General features: G+C 39.0%; 23 protein-coding genes and 3 tRNA genes. 15 read left to right on the plus strand and 11 right to left on the minus strand.

Annotated features, from left to right (window positions below):
• Positions 1–31 precede the first annotated feature (31 nt).
• The 3 genes from AAW12_RS10315 to rocD form a co-directional block, all read right to left on the minus strand.
• Entirely contained in the window at positions 32–1,654 is a 1,623-nt protein-coding gene (locus tag AAW12_RS10315) for a tetratricopeptide repeat protein (protein WP_046673536.1), read from the minus strand.
• Between the two features lie 200 nt (positions 1,655–1,854).
• Positions 1,855–2,820, minus strand: coding sequence for an arginase (locus AAW12_RS10320; RefSeq protein WP_046673537.1), 966 nt, complete (start codon positions 2,818–2,820; stop codon positions 1,855–1,857).
• A gap of 3 nt (positions 2,821–2,823) precedes the next feature.
• Positions 2,824–4,083, minus strand: coding sequence for an ornithine--oxo-acid transaminase (gene rocD, locus AAW12_RS10325; protein ID WP_046673538.1), 1,260 nt, complete (start codon positions 4,081–4,083; stop codon positions 2,824–2,826).
• Positions 4,084–4,204: 121 nt separating this feature from the next.
• Here rocD and AAW12_RS10330 point away from each other — a divergent pair, with 121 nt between their 5' ends.
• Complete coding sequence (locus tag AAW12_RS10330; protein WP_046673539.1) at positions 4,205–4,657, plus strand: Lrp/AsnC family transcriptional regulator; 453 nt, start codon at positions 4,205–4,207, stop codon at positions 4,655–4,657.
• A gap of 51 nt (positions 4,658–4,708) precedes the next feature.
• On the opposite strand, the gene AAW12_RS10335 is transcribed toward AAW12_RS10330, so the two are convergent.
• Positions 4,709–4,894, minus strand: coding sequence for a hypothetical protein (locus AAW12_RS10335; RefSeq protein ID WP_046673540.1), 186 nt, complete (start codon positions 4,892–4,894; stop codon positions 4,709–4,711).
• A 207-nt stretch (positions 4,895–5,101) separates the two neighbouring features.
• Here AAW12_RS10335 and AAW12_RS10340 point away from each other — a divergent pair, with 207 nt between their 5' ends.
• The 3 genes from AAW12_RS10340 (at position 5,102) to AAW12_RS10350 (ending at position 7,584) form a co-directional block, all read left to right on the plus strand.
• Positions 5,102–5,344, plus strand: coding sequence for a hypothetical protein (locus AAW12_RS10340; RefSeq protein WP_046673541.1), 243 nt, complete (start codon positions 5,102–5,104; stop codon positions 5,342–5,344).
• An 83-nt stretch (positions 5,345–5,427) separates the two neighbouring features.
• Positions 5,428–6,081: an NAD(P)H-binding protein gene (locus AAW12_RS10345; RefSeq protein ID WP_053003615.1), complete on the plus strand. Its 654-nt coding sequence runs from the start codon at positions 5,428–5,430 to the stop codon at positions 6,079–6,081.
• Between the two features lie 90 nt (positions 6,082–6,171).
• On the plus strand, positions 6,172–7,584 hold the full coding sequence (locus AAW12_RS10350; RefSeq protein WP_046673543.1) for an alkaline phosphatase: 1,413 nt from the start codon (positions 6,172–6,174) through the stop codon (positions 7,582–7,584).
• 42 nt (positions 7,585–7,626) lie between these two features.
• Here the strand turns inward: AAW12_RS10350 and AAW12_RS10355 are convergent.
• The 3 genes from AAW12_RS10355 to AAW12_RS10365 all read right to left on the minus strand — a co-directional run bounded on the left by AAW12_RS10355 (position 7,627) and on the right by AAW12_RS10365 (position 7,912).
• Positions 7,627–7,699: transfer RNA gene (locus tag AAW12_RS10355), tRNA-Thr, on the minus strand.
• A 33-nt stretch (positions 7,700–7,732) separates the two neighbouring features.
• Positions 7,733–7,805: transfer RNA gene (locus AAW12_RS10360), tRNA-Thr, on the minus strand.
• Between the two features lie 34 nt (positions 7,806–7,839).
• Positions 7,840–7,912 (minus strand) — tRNA-Thr (locus AAW12_RS10365).
• Between the two features lie 271 nt (positions 7,913–8,183).
• Between AAW12_RS10365 and clpB the strand changes: the two genes are divergently transcribed.
• Positions 8,184–10,784, plus strand: coding sequence for an ATP-dependent chaperone ClpB (gene clpB / locus AAW12_RS10370; RefSeq protein ID WP_046673544.1), 2,601 nt, complete (start codon positions 8,184–8,186; stop codon positions 10,782–10,784).
• 63 nt (positions 10,785–10,847) lie between these two features.
• On the opposite strand, the gene AAW12_RS10375 is transcribed toward clpB, so the two are convergent.
• On the minus strand, positions 10,848–11,342 hold the full coding sequence (locus tag AAW12_RS10375; protein WP_046673545.1) for a TlpA family protein disulfide reductase: 495 nt from the start codon (positions 11,340–11,342) through the stop codon (positions 10,848–10,850).
• A gap of 157 nt (positions 11,343–11,499) precedes the next feature.
• Between AAW12_RS10375 and purN the strand changes: the two genes are divergently transcribed.
• Complete coding sequence (gene purN, locus AAW12_RS10380) at positions 11,500–12,072, plus strand: phosphoribosylglycinamide formyltransferase (RefSeq protein ID WP_046673546.1); 573 nt, start codon at positions 11,500–11,502, stop codon at positions 12,070–12,072.
• 244 nt (positions 12,073–12,316) lie between these two features.
• Here purN and AAW12_RS10390 read toward each other — a convergent pair whose 3' ends face one another.
• Positions 12,317–13,549: an MFS transporter gene (locus AAW12_RS10390; protein WP_046673613.1), complete on the minus strand. Its 1,233-nt coding sequence runs from the start codon at positions 13,547–13,549 to the stop codon at positions 12,317–12,319.
• Between the two features lie 91 nt (positions 13,550–13,640).
• Here AAW12_RS10390 and AAW12_RS10395 point away from each other — a divergent pair, with 91 nt between their 5' ends.
• From AAW12_RS10395 to AAW12_RS10435, 9 genes are all read left to right on the plus strand, one after another.
• Positions 13,641–14,138 (plus strand): PaaI family thioesterase, encoded by a 498-nt coding sequence (locus AAW12_RS10395; protein ID WP_046673548.1) that lies wholly within the window; start codon positions 13,641–13,643, stop codon positions 14,136–14,138.
• Positions 14,139–14,178: 40 nt separating this feature from the next.
• Entirely contained in the window at positions 14,179–14,601 is a 423-nt protein-coding gene (locus AAW12_RS10400; RefSeq protein WP_046673549.1) for a hypothetical protein, read from the plus strand.
• A gap of 102 nt (positions 14,602–14,703) precedes the next feature.
• Positions 14,704–15,351 carry an SCO family protein gene (locus AAW12_RS10405; RefSeq protein ID WP_046673550.1) on the plus strand — a complete coding sequence of 216 codons (648 nt, stop codon included), beginning with the start codon at positions 14,704–14,706 and terminating at the stop codon, positions 15,349–15,351.
• A 1-nt stretch (position 15,352) separates the two neighbouring features.
• On the plus strand, positions 15,353–15,772 hold the full coding sequence (locus AAW12_RS10410) for a c-type cytochrome (protein WP_046673551.1): 420 nt from the start codon (positions 15,353–15,355) through the stop codon (positions 15,770–15,772).
• A 208-nt stretch (positions 15,773–15,980) separates the two neighbouring features.
• Complete coding sequence (locus AAW12_RS10415) at positions 15,981–16,583, plus strand: TetR/AcrR family transcriptional regulator (protein WP_046673552.1); 603 nt, start codon at positions 15,981–15,983, stop codon at positions 16,581–16,583.
• A gap of 8 nt (positions 16,584–16,591) precedes the next feature.
• Positions 16,592–17,917, plus strand: coding sequence for a TolC family protein (locus AAW12_RS10420; RefSeq protein WP_046673553.1), 1,326 nt, complete (start codon positions 16,592–16,594; stop codon positions 17,915–17,917).
• A gap of 26 nt (positions 17,918–17,943) precedes the next feature.
• Complete coding sequence (locus AAW12_RS10425; RefSeq protein ID WP_046673554.1) at positions 17,944–19,101, plus strand: efflux RND transporter periplasmic adaptor subunit; 1,158 nt, start codon at positions 17,944–17,946, stop codon at positions 19,099–19,101.
• 38 nt (positions 19,102–19,139) lie between these two features.
• Positions 19,140–22,310, plus strand: coding sequence for an efflux RND transporter permease subunit (locus AAW12_RS10430; RefSeq protein WP_046673555.1), 3,171 nt, complete (start codon positions 19,140–19,142; stop codon positions 22,308–22,310).
• A 130-nt stretch (positions 22,311–22,440) separates the two neighbouring features.
• Entirely contained in the window at positions 22,441–23,052 is a 612-nt protein-coding gene (locus tag AAW12_RS10435) for an HAD family hydrolase (protein WP_046673556.1), read from the plus strand.
• A 78-nt stretch (positions 23,053–23,130) separates the two neighbouring features.
• On the opposite strand, the gene AAW12_RS10440 is transcribed toward AAW12_RS10435, so the two are convergent.
• Both AAW12_RS10440 and AAW12_RS10445 read right to left on the minus strand, forming a co-directional pair.
• Entirely contained in the window at positions 23,131–24,492 is a 1,362-nt protein-coding gene (locus AAW12_RS10440; RefSeq protein WP_046673557.1) for a hypothetical protein, read from the minus strand.
• A 14-nt stretch (positions 24,493–24,506) separates the two neighbouring features.
• Entirely contained in the window at positions 24,507–25,112 is a 606-nt protein-coding gene (locus AAW12_RS10445; RefSeq protein WP_046673558.1) for an RNA polymerase sigma factor, read from the minus strand.
• Positions 25,113–25,407 lie beyond the last annotated feature (295 nt).

The raw sequence follows: 25,407 nt of genomic DNA on the forward strand, positions 1-25,407 counted from the left end.
ATTAACATTCTATTACTCCTGTGTTAAAAAATTATGAAATCCCAACAAGATAGCCCGCGAGGTCCTCTCCTTGTTCCAATCTTAATTTTTTTCGCAATCGATGTCTGGCAACACGAAGGCTATCTTGTGATATGCCCAATAAGACGGCAATATCGATATTATTCAAATTTATTTTAAGCAATGCGATTAACCGCATATCCGCGGCCGTCAAATCTGGAAATTGTTGAATAAGTTTTTCAAAAAAGCTGTGATGTACCTTTTCGAAAGTTCCCATAAACTCTTTCCAATGAATACCCTGTGTGATATTTTCATTGATCTGCAACACCAACTTCTGCATCTGTCGTTTTTGATCCCGGCGTTCGTCCTTAACCATTCCTTTTAATTCATCACGAAGTTCTTCCAAAAATTGATTGTTACGGATTAAATTTAAGGTATGGGATGTCAATTCCTTTTGCTTGAGCGACAGTTCCTGTTTGAGCTGCTTATCTTCAAGCAACTGGTTTTTAAGTGCAATTTCGGTCAACTCGCGTTCGGCCTCCTGTTTTCGGGAATCGGAGATCTGGTTTTTGATCTTAATTTTCTGGCGACTATGCAATACATAGGATAATACAATTAACAAAATTAAAACCACGATTGTTCCCCAGAGCATGATTAAGTTGATTCTTTTGGTTACTTGTAATTTCTCGATCTCTTCGGCTTGTTGATTCATATCGTAGAGTGCCTGAAAAAAAGCAGTATGGCGAGCACCATCCACACTATAAAGTTCAAGCACCAACTTACGGCTCTTTTCTGCATAAAAATAGGCGCTATCCATCTGCTCACGCAAGGCGTAGGTTCTACTCAAATCTTTTGTCGTAGCAGCCATTTGATACACATCACCCAAATTTTCCGCCATCTGATAAGCCAATTGCGTGAGTTTAATACTTTCTGGATATTTATTGGTCTTCCTAAAAATATCGCCCATATTATTTATGACCACAATTTTTCCATAATTGTCTTTTGTTTCCGTATAGAGGGTACGTGCTTTTTCAAAATGAAAAAAAGCGCTGTCATACCTTGCAAGATCTTCATAAATACTGCCTAAATTTTCATGGATCTTGGCTTCTCCATTTTTATTACCAATACTGCTATAAATGGACAAAGCAAGATTCTGGTAGACAAAGGCGGAGTCGTAGTTCGCTTCCTTTTCAAATAAATGACCTATATTCCCTAATGTACCTGCCTCTCCATTTTTATCCCCTTCTGTTCGGAAAGAATGTAGCGCCTTGTTAAAATAAACTTTCGCTAGATCATGTTGTTTGTTGAAAATATTGAGCTCCCCGATATCACTCCAATTCGAAGCAAGATGCTGTTTTGAATCTAATTGCGTATAAATTCGATCTGCCTGAAAATAGTAATCTTGTGCCTGTCCATAATGCCCCTGATTAACACATAACCATCCAATTGCCTGCAAACAATTGCCCTGTAATACGAGGTCCTTATCACTAACAGCTTTTGCATAGCGTTTTTTGACCAACATAATTGCCGAATCCGGATGTTTTTGACTTAACGCCCTGATATCTTTAAAGGATTTAACCTGCGCAGTAACTGGATGCCACGAAAAAAGTTGTATAAAAAAAAGTAGAAACAAAATAATTCTCTCAGAAATCCTCATATTTCATGTAAATAATCGAATTGCAAATTTACATGAAGCATGTTAACACAATATTAAATCACCTAAAGCAACGCAAGTTTTAACATCAGGAAGACTGACTTATTTTATCCAACAAGCAAAACGATGAGCAATTAAAAAAGCCCTTTCATTGCCAATATCGAGCAATAAAAGGGCTTCAAAACAGGCAATTTGAAAGCCGGTTAGTTAGCCGATTTCAATTCAATGAGCGGAGTGATCCGTTCTAATATATCAAATGCCACCTCTGCCATTTTGTTACCCTTATTGTCCAATAGTGGATTAACTTCAACAATTTCAAAACAAATCACCTTACCCGATCGGATGATCTCTTCTAAAATCGACACAATCTCCCTTGGCAAAAACCCCTTCGGTACTGGTGTTCCGGTGCCATCCGAGATCAATTCACTATCCATGCTATCCACATCAAAAGAGATATAAATCATATCACATGCTTCTAGGATTTTCAATGCTTCAGCCACACAATTGGTTATTCCCCGCTGTCTGGTATCTTCCACACGATAGTTCTTAATGCCAAGTCGTTCAATGACCAGATCTTCCGGTTCTTCCGTATCCCTTACACCAAAATAAATCAAATGATTGGATAGTATTTTACCTACTGGGCCAGCTATTCGTTTTAGTTTGTTCCAAAATTCTTGTGTCGATTCGTCTATTTCATTGATTTTACATGGAATATTATCCTCATTCAGCATCGCCGCTAAAGGCATTCCATGCATATTACCAGAAGGTGTTGTGTGCGGAGAATGAATATCGGCATGCGCATCTACCCAGATCACACCGAGTTGTTTATCAGGATAAGCGGACTTTATACCACTGATCGTCCCCATTGCGGAGGAATGATCCCCTGAAAACACCAATGGAAAATTGCCGGAAGATAAGCTATCTTCAACGGTGGAAGCTACTTGTTTGCATTGTTCATAAACCTGCTGAATATGTTTCGCAAAAGGATGATTATCATTCTGATAAATGGAGCTATTTCGAGTCGGCACATCAACAAATGGATAGTTAATGAAATATTGACTCCCTTTATTAATTGCAGCTATCTCGATGGCGTCGATGCCCAGATCTGACCCCCTAGTCCCTGCTCCTATATCCGATCTGTTTTTGATCAATTCAATCATTTTCTCCATACACTATTTCAAATTAGTCAACGATCGCTCAATGATCCCTAAGCAAGTCTCGATTTGCTCTTTTGTAATAACCAGCGGCGGAGCCAATCGAATTTTGTTACCATGTGTAGGCTTCGCTAAAAGTCCATTTTCTTTAAATTTGAGACAGATATTCCAGGCCAAATCACTTTCTTCATCCGCATCAATTACAATGGCAGTCAAGAGCCCCTTTCCTCGCACTTCTGTAATTAACGTACACTTAGCAGCAATCTGACGCAATCCATCCAAAAACAAGGCCCCCATCTCAAGCGCCCGTTGCGTCAAATTTTCATCCCGCACAACATTTAGCGCTTCCATAGCTACTGCACAGGCTAAGGGATTACCACCATAAGTCGAACCATGTTCTCCCGGTTTAATACACAACATAATGGAATCATTTGCCAACACTGCCGATACCGGCAATACACCGCCCGATAAAGCTTTCCCTAAAATCAGAACATCTGGTTTGCTTTGACTCTGCGCATCATCAATAGCATAGGATGCCAACATGCTTCCCGTCCGAGCAATACCAGTTTGAATTTCGTCTGCAATAAACAATACATTGTATTTTGTACATAATTGTCTCACGCGCATCAGATAATCCTCATCAGGAACGACAATACCCGCTTCGCCCTGAATTGGCTCAACGATAAAACCGGCGATATTTTCATCTGCTTTGAATAACTGTTCTAGTGCATCAACATCATTATAGGGAACGAGTACTATGCCATCTAAAAAGGGCCCAAATTCGTGTGTTGCAGTACGATCATTGGATGCCGATATCACAGAGATTGTCCTACCATGGAAATTGTCCTTGGCAAAGACAATTTTCGCTTGATTGGCTGCTACACCTTTCACCTGATAGGCCCATTTACGACAAAGCTTCATTGCTGTTTCCACAGCTTCAACGCCCGAATTCATGACCAAAGCCTTATCAAATCCAAAAAGATGACAAAGCATTTCTTCAAAATCACCCAGTTTATTATTATAAAATGCCCTGGATGTTAATGTTAATTTCTCGGCTTGCTCTTTTAAAGCGTGTACAATACGTGGATGGCAGTGTCCTTGATTGACAGCTGAATATGCAGATAAGAAATCAAAATAAGACTTTCCATCAACATCCCACACCATAACTCCTTCAGCTCGTTCCAAGACGACCGGAAGAGGATGATAATTGTGCGCTCCATATTTTTCTTCTTTGGCAATGAACATCTCGCCCTTACCTTGTTTAACTACTGTACTCATAATTCAGTTTTTTCTAATAAGAACAAATATACAATATTTACTTTTTTATTGACTGAAAAATAAAATTTAACACTAAATTAGCATATAAATATTAAAATTAACTTTTAAACCACTTTCTACAATGAATAATATCGATGACTTTGATCTACAGATTTTAAAATATTTAGACGAAGATGGACGGATGGCCTACTCTGCAATAGCAACAGCCATGGGCGTATCCAATACCATGATCCATCAACGAATCAACCGTTTGACGGAACAAGGGATACTGACAGGTATAAAGCCCGTATTGAATGAAAAGAAGCTAGGCTATGATTGGGGTGCTTTTACAGGGCTAAGTTTAGAAAAAGATCATGATTCGAGCAGAATTATTGAAGAGCTCAAAAAAATACCAGAAGTTACAGAATGCTACTATATTACGGGCAACTACACATTATATGTGAAAATTATTGCTAAAAATCACGAACATATGCGACAACTACTTTATGAAAAAATCGATAGCATTCCAGGCATTGCGAAGACAGACTCCCTTATCGAATTAGGCTGTGCTTTCAAACGTAATATTATTTTCTAGCACAAGAAACAACCGAAGGGATCCTGAACACGGATTTTCAGGATCTCAACGCTATTTACCAATATTTGCCAACTCTTCTTCCGTCCAATAGATTAATTCTCGTAAAACATACACATTTTCATAACTTCCCAATCCATCGATGTAATCCCACAAATCACCTTCAACCTTCACTGGTCGTCCATGATGAAGTATATCATACCCATTATCTAACCAATTTTGTATCTGCTCTTTATCCATCGTTATTAAAACTTATTGTTAATTATCTTTAAAATGACTATATCAAATATAATGTATTTTACACTGGCTGCCCACAACTGGATAAAAGAAAGTCAAATTTCAACAACTTTTTGACATAGTGTCTATCACTCTTCAAGAAGTTCTCACGCTATTTGACAAATTTTAAAAATAAAAAAGTATATTCGTATAACATCAAATTTCAATATTATGGCAGATTTTTTCTACGTTGGATACGAAGGTGAAGACGAATTACTCGAACTGGTGGCAGTATCTACAATTCAATCCCTACTCTATTTCCAAGATGCCGATCAAGAGGACTTTACAACAATAAAAACCGCTATTGATCAAAATTTTATTGTCGAAGAAGATCTAATCACTGTAGCAGACACCCTCCGATTGGATCAATCTATTGTTCGCTTTACTCCTGGCAAGCCTAATTATAAAGATTAATTTCATACTCAATCATCTGGGCGATAACTCTCCGTGAAGCAATTCATTCAAGATAATTAGTAAAGAAAATAAGTAAGGAAATAATGAAGGTAGTTTTAATTGGCGGTTCTGGTGCTACAGGAAGGGCGCTCATTCAATTGATGTTGAAATCTAAGGAAGTTACGGAAATCGTTGTTCTTTTAAGACGTGTGTCGTTTGATGAGCACATTAAATTGAAACAGGTTATCGTAGATTTTGAAAATCTAACGGATTTTGAGCGCGAGATCCAAGGCGACATCGCTATTTCCTGCCTTGGCACCACATTAAAGGACGCTGGCAGTAAAGATGCACAATGGAAAATAGATCATGATCTTAATTTGCAATTTGCGGCATTGGCCAAGAAAAATGGTTTTCCTACCTTTCTCTTATTATCGGCTCTTCTTGCGGATCCTGCATCAAAAATTTTTTATAACCGCATGAAAGGAACCCTTGAACAGGATGTTAAAGCACTAAATTTCAATCGGCTTATCATTTTCCAGCCGGGAGGATTAATTCGACCAAACACAGATCGCTTCGGTGAAAAGACAGCCATTACTGCCCTTCGTATCCTTAATACGATAGGATTATTCAAATCCTATAAGCCACTGTCTGTAGCACAAGTTGCTTCCGCAATTTTACAGGCGATCAATCACTACACAATAGGTATCCACACCGTAAACGTTAAAGATATCCAGAAATTAGCAACAGAAACCAGTTGAATCGCCTAAATAGTAATTCATAATATTGAATTAACAATAAACTAATCCTAAGGCTGTAATTTGTGTTTTTTTAAAATAACAACCATTCAAATGAAAAAACACGTTTTATTTCTATTCCTCCTCGTTTTTGCACATATTTTCCCCTCTTTTGGTCAAGAAGCAAAATACATCTTTTACTTAATTGGCGATGGCATGGGCCTCAACCAGGTTAATATCACCGAAATCCATCAAGCTGAAGTACAGCATAAAGATAACCCAATCCCACTTGTGTTTACCCAATTTCCTCATGTTGGATTTGCCTCCACACATTCACTCTCCAACGGCGTAACGGACTCAGGCGCTGGTGGTACCGCATTAGCCGTTGGAAAAAAAACCAAAAATGGCGTTATCGGTATGGACAGTACGGGAACAGTCCCCTATAAGAGCATAGCTTATGCCGCAAAGCAAAAAGGAAAGAAAGTCGGTATTATTACTAGCGTCAGCATAGACCACGCTACCCCGGCTTCATTTTATGCGCACCAAGCAGACCGCGACATGTATTATGAAATCGGTCAAGAAATTGTCACTTCCAATTTTGATTTTTTTGGCGGGTCCAATTTCCTCAAACCCGAAACAACATTTGATCATAAAAAGGCGCCATCGCTTTTCCCCATATTAGAAAAAGCCGGCTATAACGTGCTTAAAGGAAAAGATGCTTATGCAAAACTACCCAATAAATCAGATAAGATCATATTGATGAATTCAGATGGCAGTCCCATAGATGCTCTTAAATATGCCATAGACCAAAAGCCAAATGATTTAAAATTGGCAGATATCACATCTGCAGCTATCACTTCACTGCATAAAAACAATACAAATGGTTTCTTTTTAATGATTGAAGGTGGAAAAATTGATTGGGCATGCCATGCAAATGATGCGGCTACGACGATTCAGGAAGTATTGGATTTCAATTCCTCCGTACAACTCGCCTATGATTTTTATAAAAAATTCCCAAATGAAACACTTATAGTCGTTACAGCGGACCATGAAACAGGAGGATTAGGTGTCGGTAATGGAAGTTCTTCGCTGAAAACAAAATTCTTGTCCCACCAAAAAACCTCGCATGCAGAACTTTCGAACGCAATTGGCAACCTTCGTAAGAATAATCCAAATGCAACATGGGACGATCTCAAGAATCTCATTGCTGCTCAAACTGGTTTATTTTCCAAAATTACAATCCATGAAACTGATCGTAGTGCTTTAGAAGCTGCCTACCAAAAAAGCTTTGTCGATCATCAAAATGAAACCGCAAAAAGCCTTTACGCAAGCGACGACAAAATAGCCGCATTGAGTATTTCAATCTTAAATCGGATGGGATCAATAAGCTGGGCCTCTAACAACCATTCGGCCGCTTATGCACCGGTATACGCCATCGGAGTTGGCTCCGAACAATTCAATCAGAAAATGGATAACACAGATATACCAAAAAAAATTGCTAAAGCAGCAAAACTTAGCTTAGACTAAACAAAAAAAGATCTCCAAGAAATCTTGGAGATCTTTTTTATGAGCCTCTTATCGGAATCGAACCAATGACCTACTGATTACAAGTCAGTTGCTCTACCAGCTGAGCTAAAGAGGCTTTCAAATGAATTTTAATGAGTGTCGCTCAAAGAGCCTCTTATCGGAATCGAACCAATGACCTACTGATTACAAGTCAGTTGCTCTACCAGCTGAGCTAAAGAGGCTTTTTAAAGAAGTTTAATGCATGTTGCTTAAAAGAGCCTCTTATCGGAATCGAACCAATGACCTACTGATTACAAGTCAGTTGCTCTACCAGCTGAGCTAAAGAGGCGTTACTTCTTTTCAATCTTATAACGTCTGACCGTTTTAAGATGCTGCAAATATCGAAAGCTTAAACCAAAAATGCAAGTCGATTTCAAGAATTTTCTACCCCACTTAGCCAATTATTTAAAAATCAAGCGCATTATTTTTAATAACTGAAAATTTGTCATGATTCAATAAAAATTATTGCCATTTTTTCCGAAGTGTGGCTTAAAACCCGAATGGCACTTCAATTGTTATACCCCATATGTATCAACGAAACTTTAAATAAGAGAATAAAAATGAATTTTAACAACTATACAATTAAAGCCCAAGAGGCTATACAAAAAGCTTCGGAAATTGCGGCGGGCCATCAACAACAGGCGATTGAGACAGCGCATATTTTAAAAGCTTTACTCACAGTGGATGAAAATGTTGTCAGCCACTTATTAAAAAAATTAAATGTCAACATCAGCTATCTCGGAACGGAACTAGACAAACAAATTGAAGGTTTTCCGAAGGTCAGTGGCAGCAATATTTATTTAAGTAGTGATGCCAACAATGCGCTTCAGAAAGCACAGGCCTATCTCAAAGAATTCAATGATGAATTTGTCTCGGTAGAGCACTTATTATTGGGAATTCTAGCGACTTCTGATAAGACCTCCACATTACTTAAATCACAGGGTGTTACTGAAAAAGACTTAAAAACCGCCATAAAAGAATTGCGCGGAAATAGTCGAGTAACCGATCAAAATGCGGAAGCCACTTATAATGCTTTGGGGAAATATGCCCGAAACTTAAATGAATATGCCGAATCCGGCAAATTGGATCCGGTAATTGGCCGCGATGAAGAAATTCGACGCGTCATGCAAATACTCTCTCGCCGTACCAAAAACAACCCGATTCTAGTCGGTGAACCTGGGGTTGGTAAAACGGCTATTGCAGAAGGTATTGCTTACAGAATTATAAAAGGCGACGCACCTGAAAACTTAAAATCTAAGATTGTATTTTCCTTAGATATGGGCGCTTTGGTTGCCGGAGCTAAATATAAAGGTGAATTTGAAGAACGTTTGAAAGCGGTTGTAAAAGAAGTTACCGATTCCAATGGAGACATTATACTCTTTATCGACGAAATCCATACACTGGTAGGTGCTGGAGGTGGTGAAGGCGCCATGGATGCTGCTAATATCCTCAAACCAGCTTTAGCTAGAGGTGAACTACGTGCAATTGGAGCAACGACCTTAAACGAGTACCAAAAATACTTTGAGAAAGATAAAGCATTAGAGCGTAGATTCCAGAAAGTCATGGTTGAAGAACCCGACACACAAGATGCTATTTCTATTCTCCGTGGATTAAAAGAACGCTACGAAACACACCATAAGGTACGCATTCTGGATGAATCTATCATTGCGGCAGTAGAATTGTCACAGCGCTATATCGCCGACCGCTTTCTACCAGACAAAGCGATTGATTTAATTGATGAGGCAGCATCCAAATTACGACTTGAAATGGATTCTGTGCCAGAAGCAGTCGATGAGCTTGAACGTCGTATCATGCAATTGGAAATCGAGCGTGAAGCTTTGAAACGGGAAAATGACGATAAAAAAGTCGCAGAACTATCGGAAAGTATTGCTAATCTATCTGCAGAGAGAGATACTTTAAGAGCATCATGGCAAGAAGAAAAGAGTCTTGTCGACAATGTTAATCAAGAGATCGAAAATATCGAAAATTATAAACTCGAAGCTGAGCAGGCCGAACGTTCCGGAGATTATGGAAAGGTAGCAGAGCTTCGCTACGGACGGATTAAAGAAGCGCAAGAAAAAGTTGACAAACTAAAGGCTGAACTCGCTGAAAAACAAGAAAGCAAGCGTATGCTCAAAGAAGAAGTTACTTCAGAAGACATTGCTGATGTTGTCGCAAAATGGACAGGAATACCTGTGAGCAAGATGATTCAATCTGAACGCGAAAAATTATTGAATCTGGAGGAAGAGCTTCATAAACGTGTCGCCGGTCAGGATGAAGCAATAGAAGCTATTTCCGATGCCATTCGTCGATCACGTGCTGGATTAAATGATGCGAAACGACCAATAGGATCGTTCATATTTTTGGGGACTACCGGAGTCGGAAAAACCGAACTTGCAAAAGCACTTGCCGAGTTCTTATTTGACGACGAACAATCCATGGTCCGTATTGATATGTCGGAATATCAAGAACGACACGCCGTGTCTCGTTTAATCGGAGCGCCTCCGGGATATGTCGGCTATGATGAAGGCGGACAGTTGACTGAGGCAGTTCGAAGAAGACCCTATTCTGTTGTTTTGTTAGATGAAATTGAAAAAGCTCATCCTGATGTATTCAACATCCTATTGCAGGTATTGGACGATGGACACCTTACAGACAACAAAGGCCGTACGGTAAACTTCAAGAATACCATTATCATCATGACCTCCAATACAGGGTCGACCATTATACAAGAGAATTTCAGTCATCTGACCGATGATAATAGGGATGAGATTATCGCCAAAACACGCAATGAGGTGTTCGATCTTTTGAAACAATCAATTCGTCCCGAATTTTTGAACCGTATTGATGAAGTAATTATGTTTACGCCATTAAGTAGAGACGAGATTGGAGATATTGTTCGTTTACAATTTGCGCATGTTCAGAAACAGTTGGCCGAACAAAATATATTTATTACGGCTTCTGACGAGGCTATGGATTGGTTAGCACAACTTGGTTACGATCCTATTTTTGGAGCGAGACCCTTAAAACGCGTCATTCAAAAGCGAATTCTAAATGAACTTTCAAAGGAAATTCTATCCGGAAAAGTCAATCGCGACTCGATTATTCGTCTGGATGTATTCGACGGTAAATTTGTTTTCATCAATAAACAAGAACAATAAAAAAGCTAAACGTCCGATAGTATTATCGGACGTTCTTTTTTTATTGTTAAAAGCTTTAGATATTTAACCTGCAATACCTAAAGCTTTTAACAACTTGTTTACATCGTCTTCTCCGTCCAAATGCTGTACCAATACTTTGGTTTTTGCATCATAGATATAGAGCGAAGGGTAATTGCTAGGCTTAAATTTTTCGATAAATTGAGTTCCAGCATCAAACAAGAATTTGACATTTGGGGCACTTTTCAATGCCTTCGCATGCATATTAATAAATCCATCAACATAAGGCTTGTCATTCATGGAGATAAAATAGAAGGATACATTCTTGAATTTGGACAAATTGCGTGCGATACCAGCCCCCATTTTCTGACAATGGCCACAACCTGGGTCATAAAAATCCAACACAATATATCCCGATTTTGGAAGTTTGTCCGAATTAAACTTGCTGGCCTGATAGACCTCATCAAAAGTAAACGAAGGAAGCGTTTTGGGTGCCTGTGCAAAAACAGATTGACATAAGAAAAATACACTTACAAAAAATAGAGAATAAAGGAACTTCATGTTAAAGAAATTTAAAGCAACAGTGACTATTCAATTAATTTTAATCAATAATACTTAAAAATGTGGTTCAATCGTCTATTATTTTAGTTTTTTTACAAAAAATCCGTAAGTTTGGGCTAATTTTTAAATCGATCAAATCTATTAATACTTATTAATCGTGAAAAAACGAATTGCTATTTTTGCTTCAGGTTCAGGGTCCAATGCGCAAAAAATAATGGAACATTTCAAGTATTCAGATGAAGCTGAGGTTGCTTTGATTTTATCCAATAACCCTGATGCTTACGTTATTCAGCGAGCTGACAATTTTGAAATACCTGCACATATATTTGATCGTGATGAATTTTACAAAACCGACAACGTTGTCAATATTCTTAAAAACTTAAATATTGACCTGATCGTTTTGGCAGGTTTTCTCTGGCTTGTTCCCAATAACCTGCTGAAAGCTTTTCCAAATCAAATTATAAATATACATCCTGCTCTCCTACCAAAATATGGTGGCAAAGGTATGTATGGTGATCATGTCCACAAAGCTGTCCTAGCAAATAAAGAAGAGGAACATGGCATTACGATCCACTTCGCAAATGAACATTTCGATGAAGGGGAAATCATATATCAAGCACGATTCAAAGTGGATCCCAATGATACTTTAGATGTTATTAAATTTAAAGGGCAGCAACTTGAACACCAATACTTCCCTAAAATAATTGAAAATCTGATCAAAAAAATGTAAAAACAATTCTATTATTTAGAATTGTTTTAAACAAATTGTAACTTTGCGTCATGAACGAAGTTATTGAATCTTTATTGGAGCTAGATGAGTCAGAAAACAAAGCCGGGGTGTTTCAGTTTCGAAATACGGCTATGAACCCTTTTTCTGACTTTTCCTGTGCCTGCTTTAAAAAATGTTGTAAAAAATACAAAGAGGGCAAACGCTGTAAAAAATGTCCAGGTCGAAAAAAATAGGCCTATATTGATTACTCCTCCAGGTAGTCCAAATCCTTATCAAAGCTTTCTTCCAACTGGGTCAACGAATAAATTGCTATACCGGAAAGAACTAAAACCATTATAATTGCCGCTGGCACGATTCCAAATGCATTTACTAGAAGTCCATATAGCATCGTTGACGGAATAAGCGCACCCCGCACGAAATTGGGAGCCGTCGTTGCAACAGTGGCTCTAAGATTTGTACCAAATTGTTCGGCAGAAATAGTTACAAAAGTTGCCCAATATCCCACTCCCAAGCCCATGACAAAAGCGAGTACCAAAAACTTAGTACTTGTAATACCATCACTTAACAAATACCACAGTGAACTTCCAATAATAATTAACTGACAAATAAATACAACTTTTTTACGTGACTTCAACACTTGTGCAAAAATACCGGCCAGCACATCTCCGAGCGAAATTCCAATATAAGCAAACATCACTCCTTTTCCAGCACTCAGAGTATCTGAAGCCCCTAACGCCTTTCCAATTTCCGGCGCCTGCGTAACCAATACACCGACGACAAACCAAATGGGCAGACCGATACAAAGGCAATTGATATAACGTTTTAATCGATTTCGATTGGTAAAAAGCATCCGAATATCCCCTTTCACAACATTCGATTTATCTTGCTCCTTAAATAGCCCTGACTCAAAAGAACCTACTCGCAGCAATAATAATAATATACCCATTCCACCACCAACAAAATAGGCCGTCCGCCAATCAAATTCTTCTGAAACAAAATAGGCTAATATCGCTCCTAAAACACCAACTCCTGCAACCAACATAGTCCCATAACCCCGTTTTGACTTATGCATACTTTCAGAAACTAAGGTAATTCCCGCACCCAGCTCTCCAGCTAAACCAATACCCGCTATAAAACGAATAATGCTATACATAAGCACATCATGTACAAAACCATTTGCAATATTCGCCAAAGAATATAGAAGAATCGATCCAAAGAGCACTTTTAAACGTCCGTATTTATCACCAATAATCCCCCAGATGATTCCACCCAGTAGCAGACCACCCATTTGCATATTGAGCACAAATTCGCCTTTTACCCGCATCTCTGCAGCGGGAACACCAATATCAGTAAAAGACTGAATACGGACGATGGAGAAAATAATCAAATCGTAGATATCGACGAAATAGCCCAACGAAGCAATCATAATCAGTAACCATACTTTTTTATGGGGTTGTTTTTCTTTTACTCTTGACATTTTAGGTTGTTTGAATTGTAAAAATACCATAGTGAAGCTACAAAACCAAGATTTCAAAAAATATTCCGACACATTCTTTTATTTTTGCATTATGAGATATAGTCCACTTGCCTTAACATGGCTATTGCGTATTTACCCGCCCTTTCTATTTCAAGGAATCTGGGTAAAAAAAATTAGTCCTGGCTTCCAAGGTGCCAAAGTAAAAATATATAAGACACCATTCAATATCAATACCAACAAAACACTCTTTGGTGGAACAATCTTTTCTGCAGCAGACCCCATCTTCCCTATCCTAATCGACCAATACCTTCAAAAAATTGGCTTTAAGAAAACCGTTGCTTGGTTAAAATCATCACAGATCATTTTTAAGAAACCGGGCAAAACCAGCGTGGAGTATACTGTGGAGCTTTCCGAAGAAATTCTTGAAGAATGTGCCCATATTATTCGAACAAAAGGCAAGGTCGTAAGGGATTTTTCACTCGAAATTAAAGATAAGTCTGGCGATCTCTGTGCTACAGTGCGTTGTGAAACCTATATTCGTGACTTGAATTTTACATTCCCTTCCAGAAATCGAAATATTGAGCCATAAGAAATTAATATATTTGTCAAATTACCAAAAAACAAGAAACATGAATAAAATCGCGTTTGTCGCTATCGCATCCTTGGCAATAGCAGCATGTGGAACTCAGGAAAATGGTGCAACAGGTGTAAAAGCGTTGCAAGATTCAACAATTAAGATACATGACGAGATCATGCCTCAAATCGCTCATTTCGACCGCGATGCTGTAAAGATAGATTCCATTTTGGCAAATTTAAAAAACATAAAAACAGCGAAGGCTGACTTAGATACAAGTTCCACACGAAAAGACCTGAGCATTTTGAAAGCTAATTTGGAGAGCGCCACAGACCATATGATGGACTGGATGAAAGGGTATAACCCAGATTCAACAGATGTTAAATATTTTGAAACAGAGCTGCAAAAAGTAAGTGATATGAAAAAGATATTTGACAATGTTGCTAAAGAAAGCCAAGACAAATTAAAGAATTTTTAAATCGAAAAATTCGAATAACTAAGCCCGCCAATTTTGCATCCAGCATTAAATTGTTAATCAAAAAGATGAAATCAGGCTTTGACAAACAAAACTATTAAACACATGAGATCCATAACTAAATTTTACTGCGCCACTTGCCTTTTACTCGGTTTATTTTCTTGTAAAAACAATAGCCAGCCAAGCTTACCCATCTATGGCGAAAGAGAAGCTGTAGAAAAAACAGTTGATGGAAAACAAATCGTAGATACAGTCTATCATACTATTCCACCTTTTAAACTGCTCAATCAGGATAGTACAATGATTTCAGACAAAGATTTTGAGGGTAAAGTATATATTGCCAACTTCTTCTTTACCCATTGCCCAAGTATCTGTCCGACCATGAACCGCAACTTATTAAAGATATACCAACAATACAAAGACAATGAAGAAGTTCGTTTCCTGTCCCATAGTATAGACTTTAAATACGACCAGCCTTATGTATTGAAAGATTATGCCAATAAATTAGGTGTAACGAATAAGCACTGGCAATTTGTTTCGGGAACAAAAGCGGAAATCTATGGCCTTGCTAATCAATACTTGGTTTATACCGCTGAAGATAAAAATGCACCTGGAGGTTACGACCATCAGGGGTACCTTGTCTTAATAGATAAAGATAAGCGAATTCGGGGCGCCTACGACGGTACAAATGATGAGCAAGTAAAAAAACTGATGAACGACTTACCTTTACTCTTGAGCAAGGATAAAAAATAACATGCACATTCTCTTAAAAACAGGTGTAACAATTGGGGCTATTTTAGCGGTTTTGATAAGCTGTCAGCATGAAGTTGATATCAAAACTGCGCAATATGCGGTCAATGGTCAAAAGGTATACCGGACACATTGTCAAAATTGCCATGGAGAGAAAGGTGAAGGATTGGGCAATCTCTATCCGCCCCTAACCGATACCACCTTTCTGCAAACTCATCGCCAAGATCTTGCTTGCATCATCAAGCACGGAACTTCTGGGGAACTTGAAGTTGCGGGTAAAAAGTTTAATAATACCATGCCCGCTTCAAATCTTTCCGCAATTGATATCGCTTATGTATTAACCTATATCAATACCAAGATCAACAAAGGAAAAAATTTATATCCTTTGGAAGATGTTGAGAAAAGTTTAAAAGGTTGCAAATAGAAAAGCGGTGATTTAATCAAATCACCGCTTTTCTATTTGCAATCCCTCACCTCTACCTCCCCGCCACCGATCAAAAAAAATAAAAATACGAAAACAATTTCATCTCTTTTTCCTTATTGTATTATTGGTTCAAGTCGTTTTATATTTATTGATTTATAACAATATTCTGACATTTTGGATCCAAATTAATCGTTAATTTTGCAACCGAATGAACGTTCGATTGATGAATTCCAATGAAAAAATTGCGGCAGTATTTGCCAGCACACTAAAACTTATACAAACAAACGGCTTCCATGGAACGCCGATGAGCAAAATCGCACAAGAGTCTGATGTAGCAATTGGGACTATCTACCATTATTTCCCGTCAAAAGACGATCTAATTTTTGGTTTGTTCAAACATTGTAGAACACTACTCAATGAGTATATTTTTGATGGTATAAAAGATGATTTCGACTATAAAGACTCATTTTTTCATATTTGGCGCAACTTTGTCAAGTTCTATCTAGAGAACGGGCACATCTTTAGTTTTTTTGAGCAGTTTTTTTCCTCCCCTTATTACGAGAAGAATAAAGCTGAGATACAAGAACCTGTGGGGGGGCAAAACAAAGTTGTCGATTTTTTACAGGAAGGCATTGATCGAAAAATTTTGAAGCAGGTAGATGTCCATCTTTTGGTGGCAAGTTACATCGGTGTGGCACTATCAACTGTTCACAGCATCAAATTTAAAGATCTCAAGTTTTCCGAACAAAATGTGGAGGACTTAATGGGGATTATTTGGGATGGGGCTATTAATAGAGAAAAAAATAATTAATTACATATATGAAGTTTAATAAAATCGTTTATTCCTTAGCGGCCCTGTCGCTTCTGAGTAATACAGGATTTGCACAACAGCAATCTGAAAACTTGCCGGCAAATGCAACACTTCAGCAGCTGATTGATTACGCCCTACGTAATCAAATCGCTGTAAAACAAGCTCAATTGGACGAGACCATCGGTGAAAAGGATATTGACATCTCACTTTCAGGTTGGTATCCACAATTGGGTCTAAAAGGAAGTTATAATTATAATGTCATTGTTCCACTAGCAAATATTGGCGGAAATAATATCAAAATGGGGCAGAACAATGCAAGTGCATTAACGCTTCAAGCAGATCAACAAATCCTAAATCCAGAGCTAATGCAGGCGAAGAAAGCGGCAGAATTAGTACGTCTTGGCAATAAACAAAATACGGAGAACAAAAAGATCACCGCTGTTGTAGAGGTCAGCAAAGCTTATTATGATATCCTAACTTCGGAAGAACAGATCAAGATTGTACGAGAAAATATCGCTCGCCTCCAAAAACAATTGAAAGATGCAAAGTCTCAATACGATGTGGGCTTAGTCGATAAGACCGACTATAAGCGAGCACAAATTGCTTTGGCAAATTCGAATGCAGACGAGAAAAGAACGGTTGAGCTTCGCAAATATAAATACGAATACCTCAAACAACTGCTAGCTTTGGATAAAAGCAAAAATTTGACGCTATCCTTTGACAATAGCAATATGGAATCAGAAATTTTGTTAGACACAACTGCTGGAATAAATGTCTCTAATCGAATTGAATTCCAACAATTGGAAACATCCAAAAAAATCCAACAGTTGAGCACGCAATACTATAAATGGACATATTTGCCAAGTGTAAGTGCTTTCTACAATTACGCTTTCAACTATCGAAATGATAAATTCAGTAAACTTTACTCCGATAATTTCCCGGGGTCAGTTGCCGGCCTAAATGTTTCTTTTTCAATTTTCGACGGATTTAAACGTAAAAAACAAATCAATAAGTCCAGATTGCAGGAAGAAAGAATTGACTGGGACATCAAAAATTTAGAAAATAGCATTAACACAGAGTATTCGCTGGCAAGAGCAACCTATAATGCTAACTTAAATGATTGGAAAACAGCTAAAGAAAATGTGGAACTCTCCAAAGAAGTATACGAGACCATCAAACTTCAATATGACGAAGGTATCAAAACTTACCTCGATCTAATGACAGCAGAAACTGATCTCAAAACAACGCAACTTAATTATTTGAACTCCCTCTATGCACTGTTATCAAGTAAATTAGATGTTCAGAAAGCAGTTGGGGCAATCCACACAAATTAATCAATAAACGGAAACTAATACAAATCATGAATAAAAGACAATTATTATTCGCTTTCTTCCTTGGGACGGCATTAGTATGGACCTCTTGTGGAAATAAGGATGCAAAAAAGCAAGGTGCAGCACAAGCTCAGGCTGAAAAAGTTGTTCCTGTCAGCTTTGGTGTAGCATCACATGAGATTGTTACAGGTACAATCAGCTATCCAGCAACAGTCAAACCGTTGAACGAAGCAGATCTATATGCGGAAGTAAGCGGCTATATCACCAAAATATATGTTTCTGACGGCGCAGTAGTTTCCGCAGGACAAGCGCTTTATGAAATTGATGGAACGCGTTACAATGCGGCTGTCCAACAAGCTAAAGCAAGCTTACAGGTAGCACAAACGGATTTGGACCGACAAAAAAGAGATCTAGCACGCTACCAAACATTGGCCGATAAAGATGCAATTGCGAAGCAGGTATTTGACAATGCTGTATCGAATGTAGCCGCTTCTCAAGCACAGGTAGAGTCTGCTCGTGCAGCATTGGTCACCGCGAATACAAATTTATCGCGTTCGACCATTCGGGCTCCTTTTAGTGGTACCGTAGGGATATCACAGGTACGTTTGGGCGCCTTGGTCAATCCAGGTACGACCCTATTGAATACCTTGTCTTCAACTAGCCCAATTGCTGTTGAATTTCAGGTAAATGAAAAGGATATTACCAAATTTACCCAACTGCAAAGTAGCCATTCATCATCGGATCTTTCTCTTGTATTGCCAAATGGAAGTACATATGAAGGTAAAGGAACGATCACAACCATCGACCGCGCAGTTGACCCTGCAACCGGAACGATCAAAGTGCGCGCTACTTTCCCCAACAATGCCAACGAATTGCGGGCCGGGATGAATATTACGATGAATGTATCGACAACCTCAGCTACGGAAGAAGTTGTGGTTCCTTACAAAGCCGTTTTCGAGCAGCTTGGCGTATTTAACCTCTATACCGTAAATGATAGCAGTAAAGCTGAAATTCGCCAAGTAAAATTAGGTATTAAAGCCGGTGACAAAATTGTGATCAAAGAAGGTGTTAAAGACGGTGAGAAAATCGTTGTCGATGGTGCCATGAACGTCCAAAATGGAGTTAAAGTAGTTGATGCTGCTGTCGCTGCCCAACAGGCTGCAAAAGGCGCTCCTCAAGGAAAATAACACCATTAATTTTTTAAAGAGAATCTAAAAGATATAGAATGATTTCAGAAGTATTTATTAAGAGGCCAGTTACCGCAATCGTTATTTCGATATTGATTTCAATTATCGGGATCATTGCAGTATCTACATTGCCAATTAGCCAGTATCCTTCTATTGCACCTCCTACAGTAACGGTTACGGCCAATTATACGGGAGCAGATGCACAGACGGTTGAACAAACCGTGACTACTCTTATTGAGAGTCAGATCAATGGTACACCTGGCATGATTTATATGTCGTCCAATAGTACGTCAAATGGTCAAGCAACAATTACCGTGACCTTTGAAGTAGGAACAGATATTGATATAGCGACCTTAGACGTCCAAAACCGCGTAGGAATTGCTGAACCAGCCCTTCCGGAAGCGGTAAGACGTTTGGGAATTACAACCCGTAAAGCCAATAACGATATCTTGATGTTGGTTGCTTTAACTTCACCAAAAGGAACTAGAAGTGAAAATTTCTTGGCCAATTACAACAACTTATACGTTAAAGATGCACTTTTGCGTGTGAAAGGCGTCGGTGATGTAACGGCTTTCGGGCAACCATTCTCGATGCGCGTGTGGCTTGACGCAAATAAATTAGCCAATCTGAGCATGACTCCTGCTGATGTATCCACAGCAATTGCCGAACAAAACTCCCGTATACCTGGTGGTAGCGTTGGTGGACGTCCACAAGAGTCTTCGACGGTATTTGAATATCCGATCATTACCGATAGTGACCTTTCAAATCCCGAGGACTTTGAAAACATCGTTGTAAAAACCAATAAAGATGGATCTATCGTACTCTTAAAGGATGTTGCGCGTGTTGAATTGGGTCAATTTAATTATGGTACATCATCTACCGTAAATGGTATGACTTCATCTGCGATGATGATCAATCAAACCCCAGGAGGAAATGCCGTAGAATCCGCAAAAGGTATTGTCGATGCTTTGGAAAAATTAAAGAAATCTTTTCCAACGGATGTAGATTATACGATCAGTTATGAGACGGTGTCGGTTGTGAATGCCTCTATTTCTTCGGTTATCCACACCTTGGTTGAAGCATTGATTCTGGTAACGGTCGTGGTATTTTTCTTCCTTCAAAGCTGGAGAGCAACATTAATTCCCGTACTGGCAATCCCCGTATCCATCATCGGTACTTTCATCTTCTTCCTGATGTTTGGCTTTTCGGTCAACAACCTGACCATGCTTGCCTTTGTATTGGCCATCGGTATTGTGGTGGATGATGCCATCGTTGTGGTGGAAGCCGTCCAGCACTATATTGACCATTATAAACTGGATGCAAAAGAAGCGACACGTCGTGCCATGGGCGATATCACTGCTCCGGTTATTGCAATTGCATTAATATTGGCTGCAGTATTCGTTCCGGTTGGTTTTATCCCTGGAATGGTTGGTAAATTATATCAACAGTTTGCAATCACCATTGCAGTATCCGTTATGCTGTCTGCATTTATCGCACTTTCGTTAACCCCAGCTTTATGTTCAATTTTATTAAAGCCGACCGCAGTACATGAAGGCGCTAAAGGTTTGAATAAATTCTTCTACAAATTTAACATTTGGTTTGAAAAAGTGACCATCAGGTACTCAAACGGTGTAAAACAGGCTATCAAAAAAGCACCACTGGTATTGATCATTCTGCTATGTATTTTTATCGGAACAGGCTGGATGTTTACAACCAAACCAACTGGATTTATTCCTTCAGAGGATGGTGGTGCATTTTTCGCCGGTATTACATTGCCAGAAGGTTCTTCTTCTGCGCGTACAAATGAAGTTCTTAAAGAGATTGAAGCCGACCTACATAAGACATTTCCAGAAATCAAGTATGTTACCGCAATCTCCGGTATTAATATCCTAAACCGTGCGTTTAAATCCAATGGTGCAACAGTGTTCGTTTCGCTTAAACCTTGGGAAACCCGTACACGCACGGCAAACGATATCGCTGGTATGATTATGGGCAAATACCAAGGCTATACCAAGGCAAGGGTGTTGGCGGTAACGCCACCGGCAATTCCGGGTCTAGGTACATCTGGCGGTTTCTCTATGCAGGTACAGGATTTACAGACTGTAAATATCAAAGATTTTGAAGCAACAGTAGGTAAGTTCTTGATGGCTGCCAACCAACGTCCAGAAATTGGCATGGCCTATACCCTATTTAATACCAACTCTCCCAACTACAAATTGGAAGTTAACCGCGAACAGGCAAAACGCATGGGCGTGCCTATCTCCAGTATTTATTCGACGATATCATCCTATTTGGGTAGTAGCTATGTGAATGATTTTACAAAGTATGGTCGTAGTTACCGTGTCGTTACACAAGCTGATATCCCGTACCGTATGAATATTGAAGACATCAACAAATTGTATGTCAATAATGTGTCGGGAAACCCTGTGCCTATGGGTACGCTGGTTAAGTATGAATTGATGACTATGCCTTCGATCATCAATCACTACAATATCTTTAGAAGTGTAGAGATCAATGGTAGTTCGGCCCCTGGTTACTCATCAGGAGATGCTTTGAAAGCCTTACAAGAAGTAGCTGCACAAACATTACCAGAAGGCTTTGACTATCAGTTCTCCGGTCTGTCGCTGCAAGAGATGCAATCGGGATCAAAAACTGTTCAAATTTTTGCGCTGTGTATCCTATTTGTATTCTTGCTGTTAGCCGCATTATACGAAAGTTGGTCTGTACCATTCTCTATTTTATTATCTGTTCCTTTAGGTGTATTTGGGGCCATATTAACCCTAACATTAATCCCTACATTGGATAATAACATCTATGCGCAGATTGGTCTGGTCACCATCATTGGACTTGCTGCTAAAAATGCAATTCTAATTGTGGAGTTTGCTAAGGAACGGGTTGATATTGGGATGAACCTTTATGAGGCCACGTTGGATGCTGTAAAATTGCGTTTACGTCCAATTATTATGACTTCCTTTGCTTTCATTTTGGGGATTATTCCGTTGATGTTATCCCATGGCGCTGGTGCGATTTCTCGCCAAACAATCGGTTGGACGGTATTTGGTGGTATGACTGCAGCCACACTCCTAGCCATCTTTATCGTTCCAGTGTTATTCGTTGTGATTACACGTATGGCCTATGGTAAGAAAAAATTGGCTGAATTAGAAGCTAATTTCGATGAAGAGAAAGCGAAAAATTTAAGTTCACACTAAATATAGGCTGCCGCCGTGAAGAATTCACACGGCGCTAACAGTAAGAAGCCTTTCCTTGTAACACAGGAAGGGCTTCTTTTTTGCTCGTCCAATTATATTTTTCTATTTTTACTGCTCATTATAAAAATATATGTCACCTGAATCACAACGAAAATTTGAATTACTAAACCTTCTCGCCGAATCCTATGACGCCTTATTATTTGATGTCGATGGTACTTTGGCTGATAATATGGACGCACACAAACAATCGTATAAGGCTGCAGCTCAACAATACGGGGTCGAGTTAGACGTCAATTTGATTGATGAAACCGCCGGCTGGCCCACGGTTGCTGTCGCTGAGGAAATCAGCAAACGCTATGGGGTAGATTTCGATTATCAAGAATTTTCCACCCTCAAGTCTACCATTTTTCGAGACGAATATGTTTTCAAGACGAAACCTGTAGATTACGTTGTTGAACATCTAAAATATCAGAAAGGAAAAAAACATATCGCTGCCGTTTCAGGGGGAACCAGAACAACCTTATCCATGACATTAACCACCATTGGTGTATGGGATGATTTGGAAACACTGGTTTGTGCTGGAGATACACCTGAGGGCAAGCCATCACCACAACCTTTTCTTTTGGCAGCTGCGCAATTGAATATTTCTCCAGAAAGATGCCTAGTTTACGAAGACGGAATCCCTGGAGTTGAAGGTGCGAAAGCCGCAGGAATGGGTTGGGTTCGCGTTGATGAAATTTAATAAATCCCGATTTGCAGCCGAAAAAAAAGCCGCAGCAAACTTCAAGTTTACTGCGGCCTTTTTTTCGCATTGTGCTATTTAAAAACTAGTCATTATTTTCACTCCCCCGTTGCTATAATTCAAATCGGATGATTTCAAATTTCCGATTGGAGCTTTATAATAAGGCTCTACAGAAATCGATAATTTTCCAACTTTCTGTTTCCGACCAACTGAAAAGTTAATAAAGCCATTCACACCTTTATCATCAACATTTTTGTCTTGGGATTTTTGTCTGTACTCCGTATTATTTGTTTCATAGATCGTTGCCCGCTCCTGATCCAATACACCAACATAGGATACACCGACTGAGGTATAGAAATTCTTGCTGATCGCATACCTAACATCCAATGGGATATCAACTGTTAAGATTTTACCCGAAACCCGTTCATTACTCTTTGCATCTTTTGCATCTGCCGCCCGCATCGCAAATGAATTATTCAAATTCGATTGAGAAATATAATTTGGCGCATCTGCATTGAGGGAATTTGACCCCATCGCAGGAGTGATGGGTGAATTCCCCGAAATAGCCCCATAATGTTGAATGGAAGCTCCCGAACGAAGACTTACCTTGCTCGAAATATTATAGGCTAGCGCGACCCCACCACCGAGCGTTATACTTTCCGATGTAGAGGCTGGGGATACAAAAGCGCCCATTTCCCATTTTTTATCTTGAGGAATGTTCGTGTGTACAACACTAGTTCTTGTTCTCCCTTGTTGCGCATCATACAATTGCGCGAGTTTTACAGCGTCACGTTGCGTTTGATTAACAGGTGGCATTAGCCCTGAATTGGTCGATGCAATAACGGTTTTATTCGTCAGCGTGTTATTTGTTGACGCGCTTGCCCGTTCCACTTCATTATCAGGTACGCCAACCTGCGCTGAAAATGAATTATTTTTCAATTGCATGGACTTCAGCCTTCCTAAATCGGCTGATACAGTGACATCCTGCCCCTGCATTAATCGCCCAGCACCTAATACCAAGTGGTGATTACCTAAACTTTCTGTCGGATGAGCCGCTGGTACAGAATAGGTGTAGGGCTTTTGCAGTGTTAATACCTCTGGACTTAAAGCCCTACCGCCCCTAATATCCGATAATGAACGCTGGATGGATTCTTTTAAATCTTTGTTGTCGCCTAACACATCTTCCTGTTCCGGCAGATGTGTTAACACTACTTCCGGTAAATCAGTCTCCACATTCGTCTTTAACCCCCAATACCCCACACCAAAACACAATAACACGGCCGCAGCAGCACTCCAGTATTTCCAATTCGAAGAACGATGTGCTGAAACGCCATAACTAGAGGCAAATTTCTCCCAGGAACCTTCTTTATAAGGTAGTTCATGGTCTTTTAATTGTCCAATGATCTCTTCTATCAATTCCTTTTTCTTATTGTCTTTCATCGTAACAATACTATTTATCTTATTTCTTGAACTACGCCTGTATAATCCAAGTATAATTTTCTAAGTTTTTGTTTCGCTCGCGTCAGATAAGTCCTTGACGTACTATCTGGTATGTTAAGCATTTGGGCTATTTCATCATGTGAATACCCCTCAATCTCATAGAGATTAAAAATAGTTTTTTGAATTTCGGGGAGCTGATCGAGCAGACGCATAATCTCATTGACCTCTAGTCGACTGTCCAATTGTACTGCCGGAGTATGCATATCCCCTTCTCCTAAATCTTCAACCGAATAAAACTGCTTTTTACTTCGTAAAAAATCAATCGAAATATTGGCAGCAATTCGTCCTATCCAGGCTCTAAACGATTTTTCGAGATTTTCATCATCAATATCCCTATTAAATGACTCCAATTTCCGAAATACCCTAACAAAGCTCTCATTCACAAGCTCTTCCGCATCCACGTCCTGTTTTACATAACGAATAATAATAGCCATGAGATAACCATAATACTTCTTATAAACGAAGGCCTTGCCATCCTCACGATCGCGTAAGCAACGTTCTAAAGCATCCTGTAAAGATGATAGCTTCTTGTTATAAAAATATGACCGAATTATACCCACTTAAACCATTTAATTATTAAGTTTCAAACTTAGACAAATTGCCTTTCATATGCAATCAATAGCACATCCTATGTAAACAATCTATCGAATCCTCCCCTTCATGATGAACGTCTTTTTTCGAGGAGATTACGAAATTAAAATTATAAAACTCAACATCAAATAGTCGAATGTCCCCTTGTAATAATATCACTATTTAACTATTTTTATCCATATAACGAAATGCCATTTCCTTTCGCTACAGCGTTTTCAAAAAAAATCCATAAAAAGAATTGAAAAAAATGGCTATTTTTGCGTG

It is taken from the genome of Sphingobacterium sp. Ag1 (assembly GCF_000988325.1).
Taxonomy (GTDB): Bacteria; Bacteroidota; Bacteroidia; order Sphingobacteriales; family Sphingobacteriaceae; genus Sphingobacterium.

What these genes read in the sequence shown, in the direction of transcription:
- clpB (WP_046673544.1), top strand. Translation starts at nt 8,184, where the DNA reads ATGAATTTTAACAACTATACAATTAAAGCCCAAGAGGCTATACAAAAA.
- AAW12_RS10345 (WP_053003615.1), top strand. Translation starts at nt 5,428, where the DNA reads ATGAAGGTAGTTTTAATTGGCGGTTCTGGTGCTACAGGAAGGGCGCTC.
- AAW12_RS10375 (WP_046673545.1), bottom strand. Translation starts at nt 11,342, where the DNA reads ATGAAGTTCCTTTATTCTCTATTTTTTGTAAGTGTATTTTTCTTATGT.
- AAW12_RS10400 (WP_046673549.1), top strand. Translation starts at nt 14,179, where the DNA reads ATGAATAAAATCGCGTTTGTCGCTATCGCATCCTTGGCAATAGCAGCA.
- AAW12_RS10390 (WP_046673613.1), bottom strand. Translation starts at nt 13,549, where the DNA reads ATGTCAAGAGTAAAAGAAAAACAACCCCATAAAAAAGTATGGTTACTG.
- AAW12_RS10340 (WP_046673541.1), top strand. Translation starts at nt 5,102, where the DNA reads ATGGCAGATTTTTTCTACGTTGGATACGAAGGTGAAGACGAATTACTC.
- AAW12_RS10330 (WP_046673539.1), top strand. Translation starts at nt 4,205, where the DNA reads ATGAATAATATCGATGACTTTGATCTACAGATTTTAAAATATTTAGAC.
- AAW12_RS10440 (WP_046673557.1), bottom strand. Translation starts at nt 24,492, where the DNA reads ATGAAAGACAATAAGAAAAAGGAATTGATAGAAGAGATCATTGGACAA.
- AAW12_RS10405 (WP_046673550.1), top strand. Translation starts at nt 14,704, where the DNA reads ATGAGATCCATAACTAAATTTTACTGCGCCACTTGCCTTTTACTCGGT.
- AAW12_RS10335 (WP_046673540.1), bottom strand. Translation starts at nt 4,894, where the DNA reads ATGGATAAAGAGCAGATACAAAATTGGTTAGATAATGGGTATGATATA.
- AAW12_RS10315 (WP_046673536.1), bottom strand. Translation starts at nt 1,654, where the DNA reads ATGAGGATTTCTGAGAGAATTATTTTGTTTCTACTTTTTTTTATACAA.
- AAW12_RS10320 (WP_046673537.1), bottom strand. Translation starts at nt 2,820, where the DNA reads ATGGAGAAAATGATTGAATTGATCAAAAACAGATCGGATATAGGAGCA.
- AAW12_RS10350 (WP_046673543.1), top strand. Translation starts at nt 6,172, where the DNA reads ATGAAAAAACACGTTTTATTTCTATTCCTCCTCGTTTTTGCACATATT.
- AAW12_RS10435 (WP_046673556.1), top strand. Translation starts at nt 22,441, where the DNA reads ATGTCACCTGAATCACAACGAAAATTTGAATTACTAAACCTTCTCGCC.
- AAW12_RS10415 (WP_046673552.1), top strand. Translation starts at nt 15,981, where the DNA reads ATGAACGTTCGATTGATGAATTCCAATGAAAAAATTGCGGCAGTATTT.
- AAW12_RS10430 (WP_046673555.1), top strand. Translation starts at nt 19,140, where the DNA reads ATGATTTCAGAAGTATTTATTAAGAGGCCAGTTACCGCAATCGTTATT.
- AAW12_RS10425 (WP_046673554.1), top strand. Translation starts at nt 17,944, where the DNA reads ATGAATAAAAGACAATTATTATTCGCTTTCTTCCTTGGGACGGCATTA.
- AAW12_RS10410 (WP_046673551.1), top strand. Translation starts at nt 15,353, where the DNA reads ATGCACATTCTCTTAAAAACAGGTGTAACAATTGGGGCTATTTTAGCG.
- AAW12_RS10420 (WP_046673553.1), top strand. Translation starts at nt 16,592, where the DNA reads ATGAAGTTTAATAAAATCGTTTATTCCTTAGCGGCCCTGTCGCTTCTG.
- AAW12_RS10395 (WP_046673548.1), top strand. Translation starts at nt 13,641, where the DNA reads ATGAGATATAGTCCACTTGCCTTAACATGGCTATTGCGTATTTACCCG.
- rocD (WP_046673538.1), bottom strand. Translation starts at nt 4,083, where the DNA reads ATGAGTACAGTAGTTAAACAAGGTAAGGGCGAGATGTTCATTGCCAAA.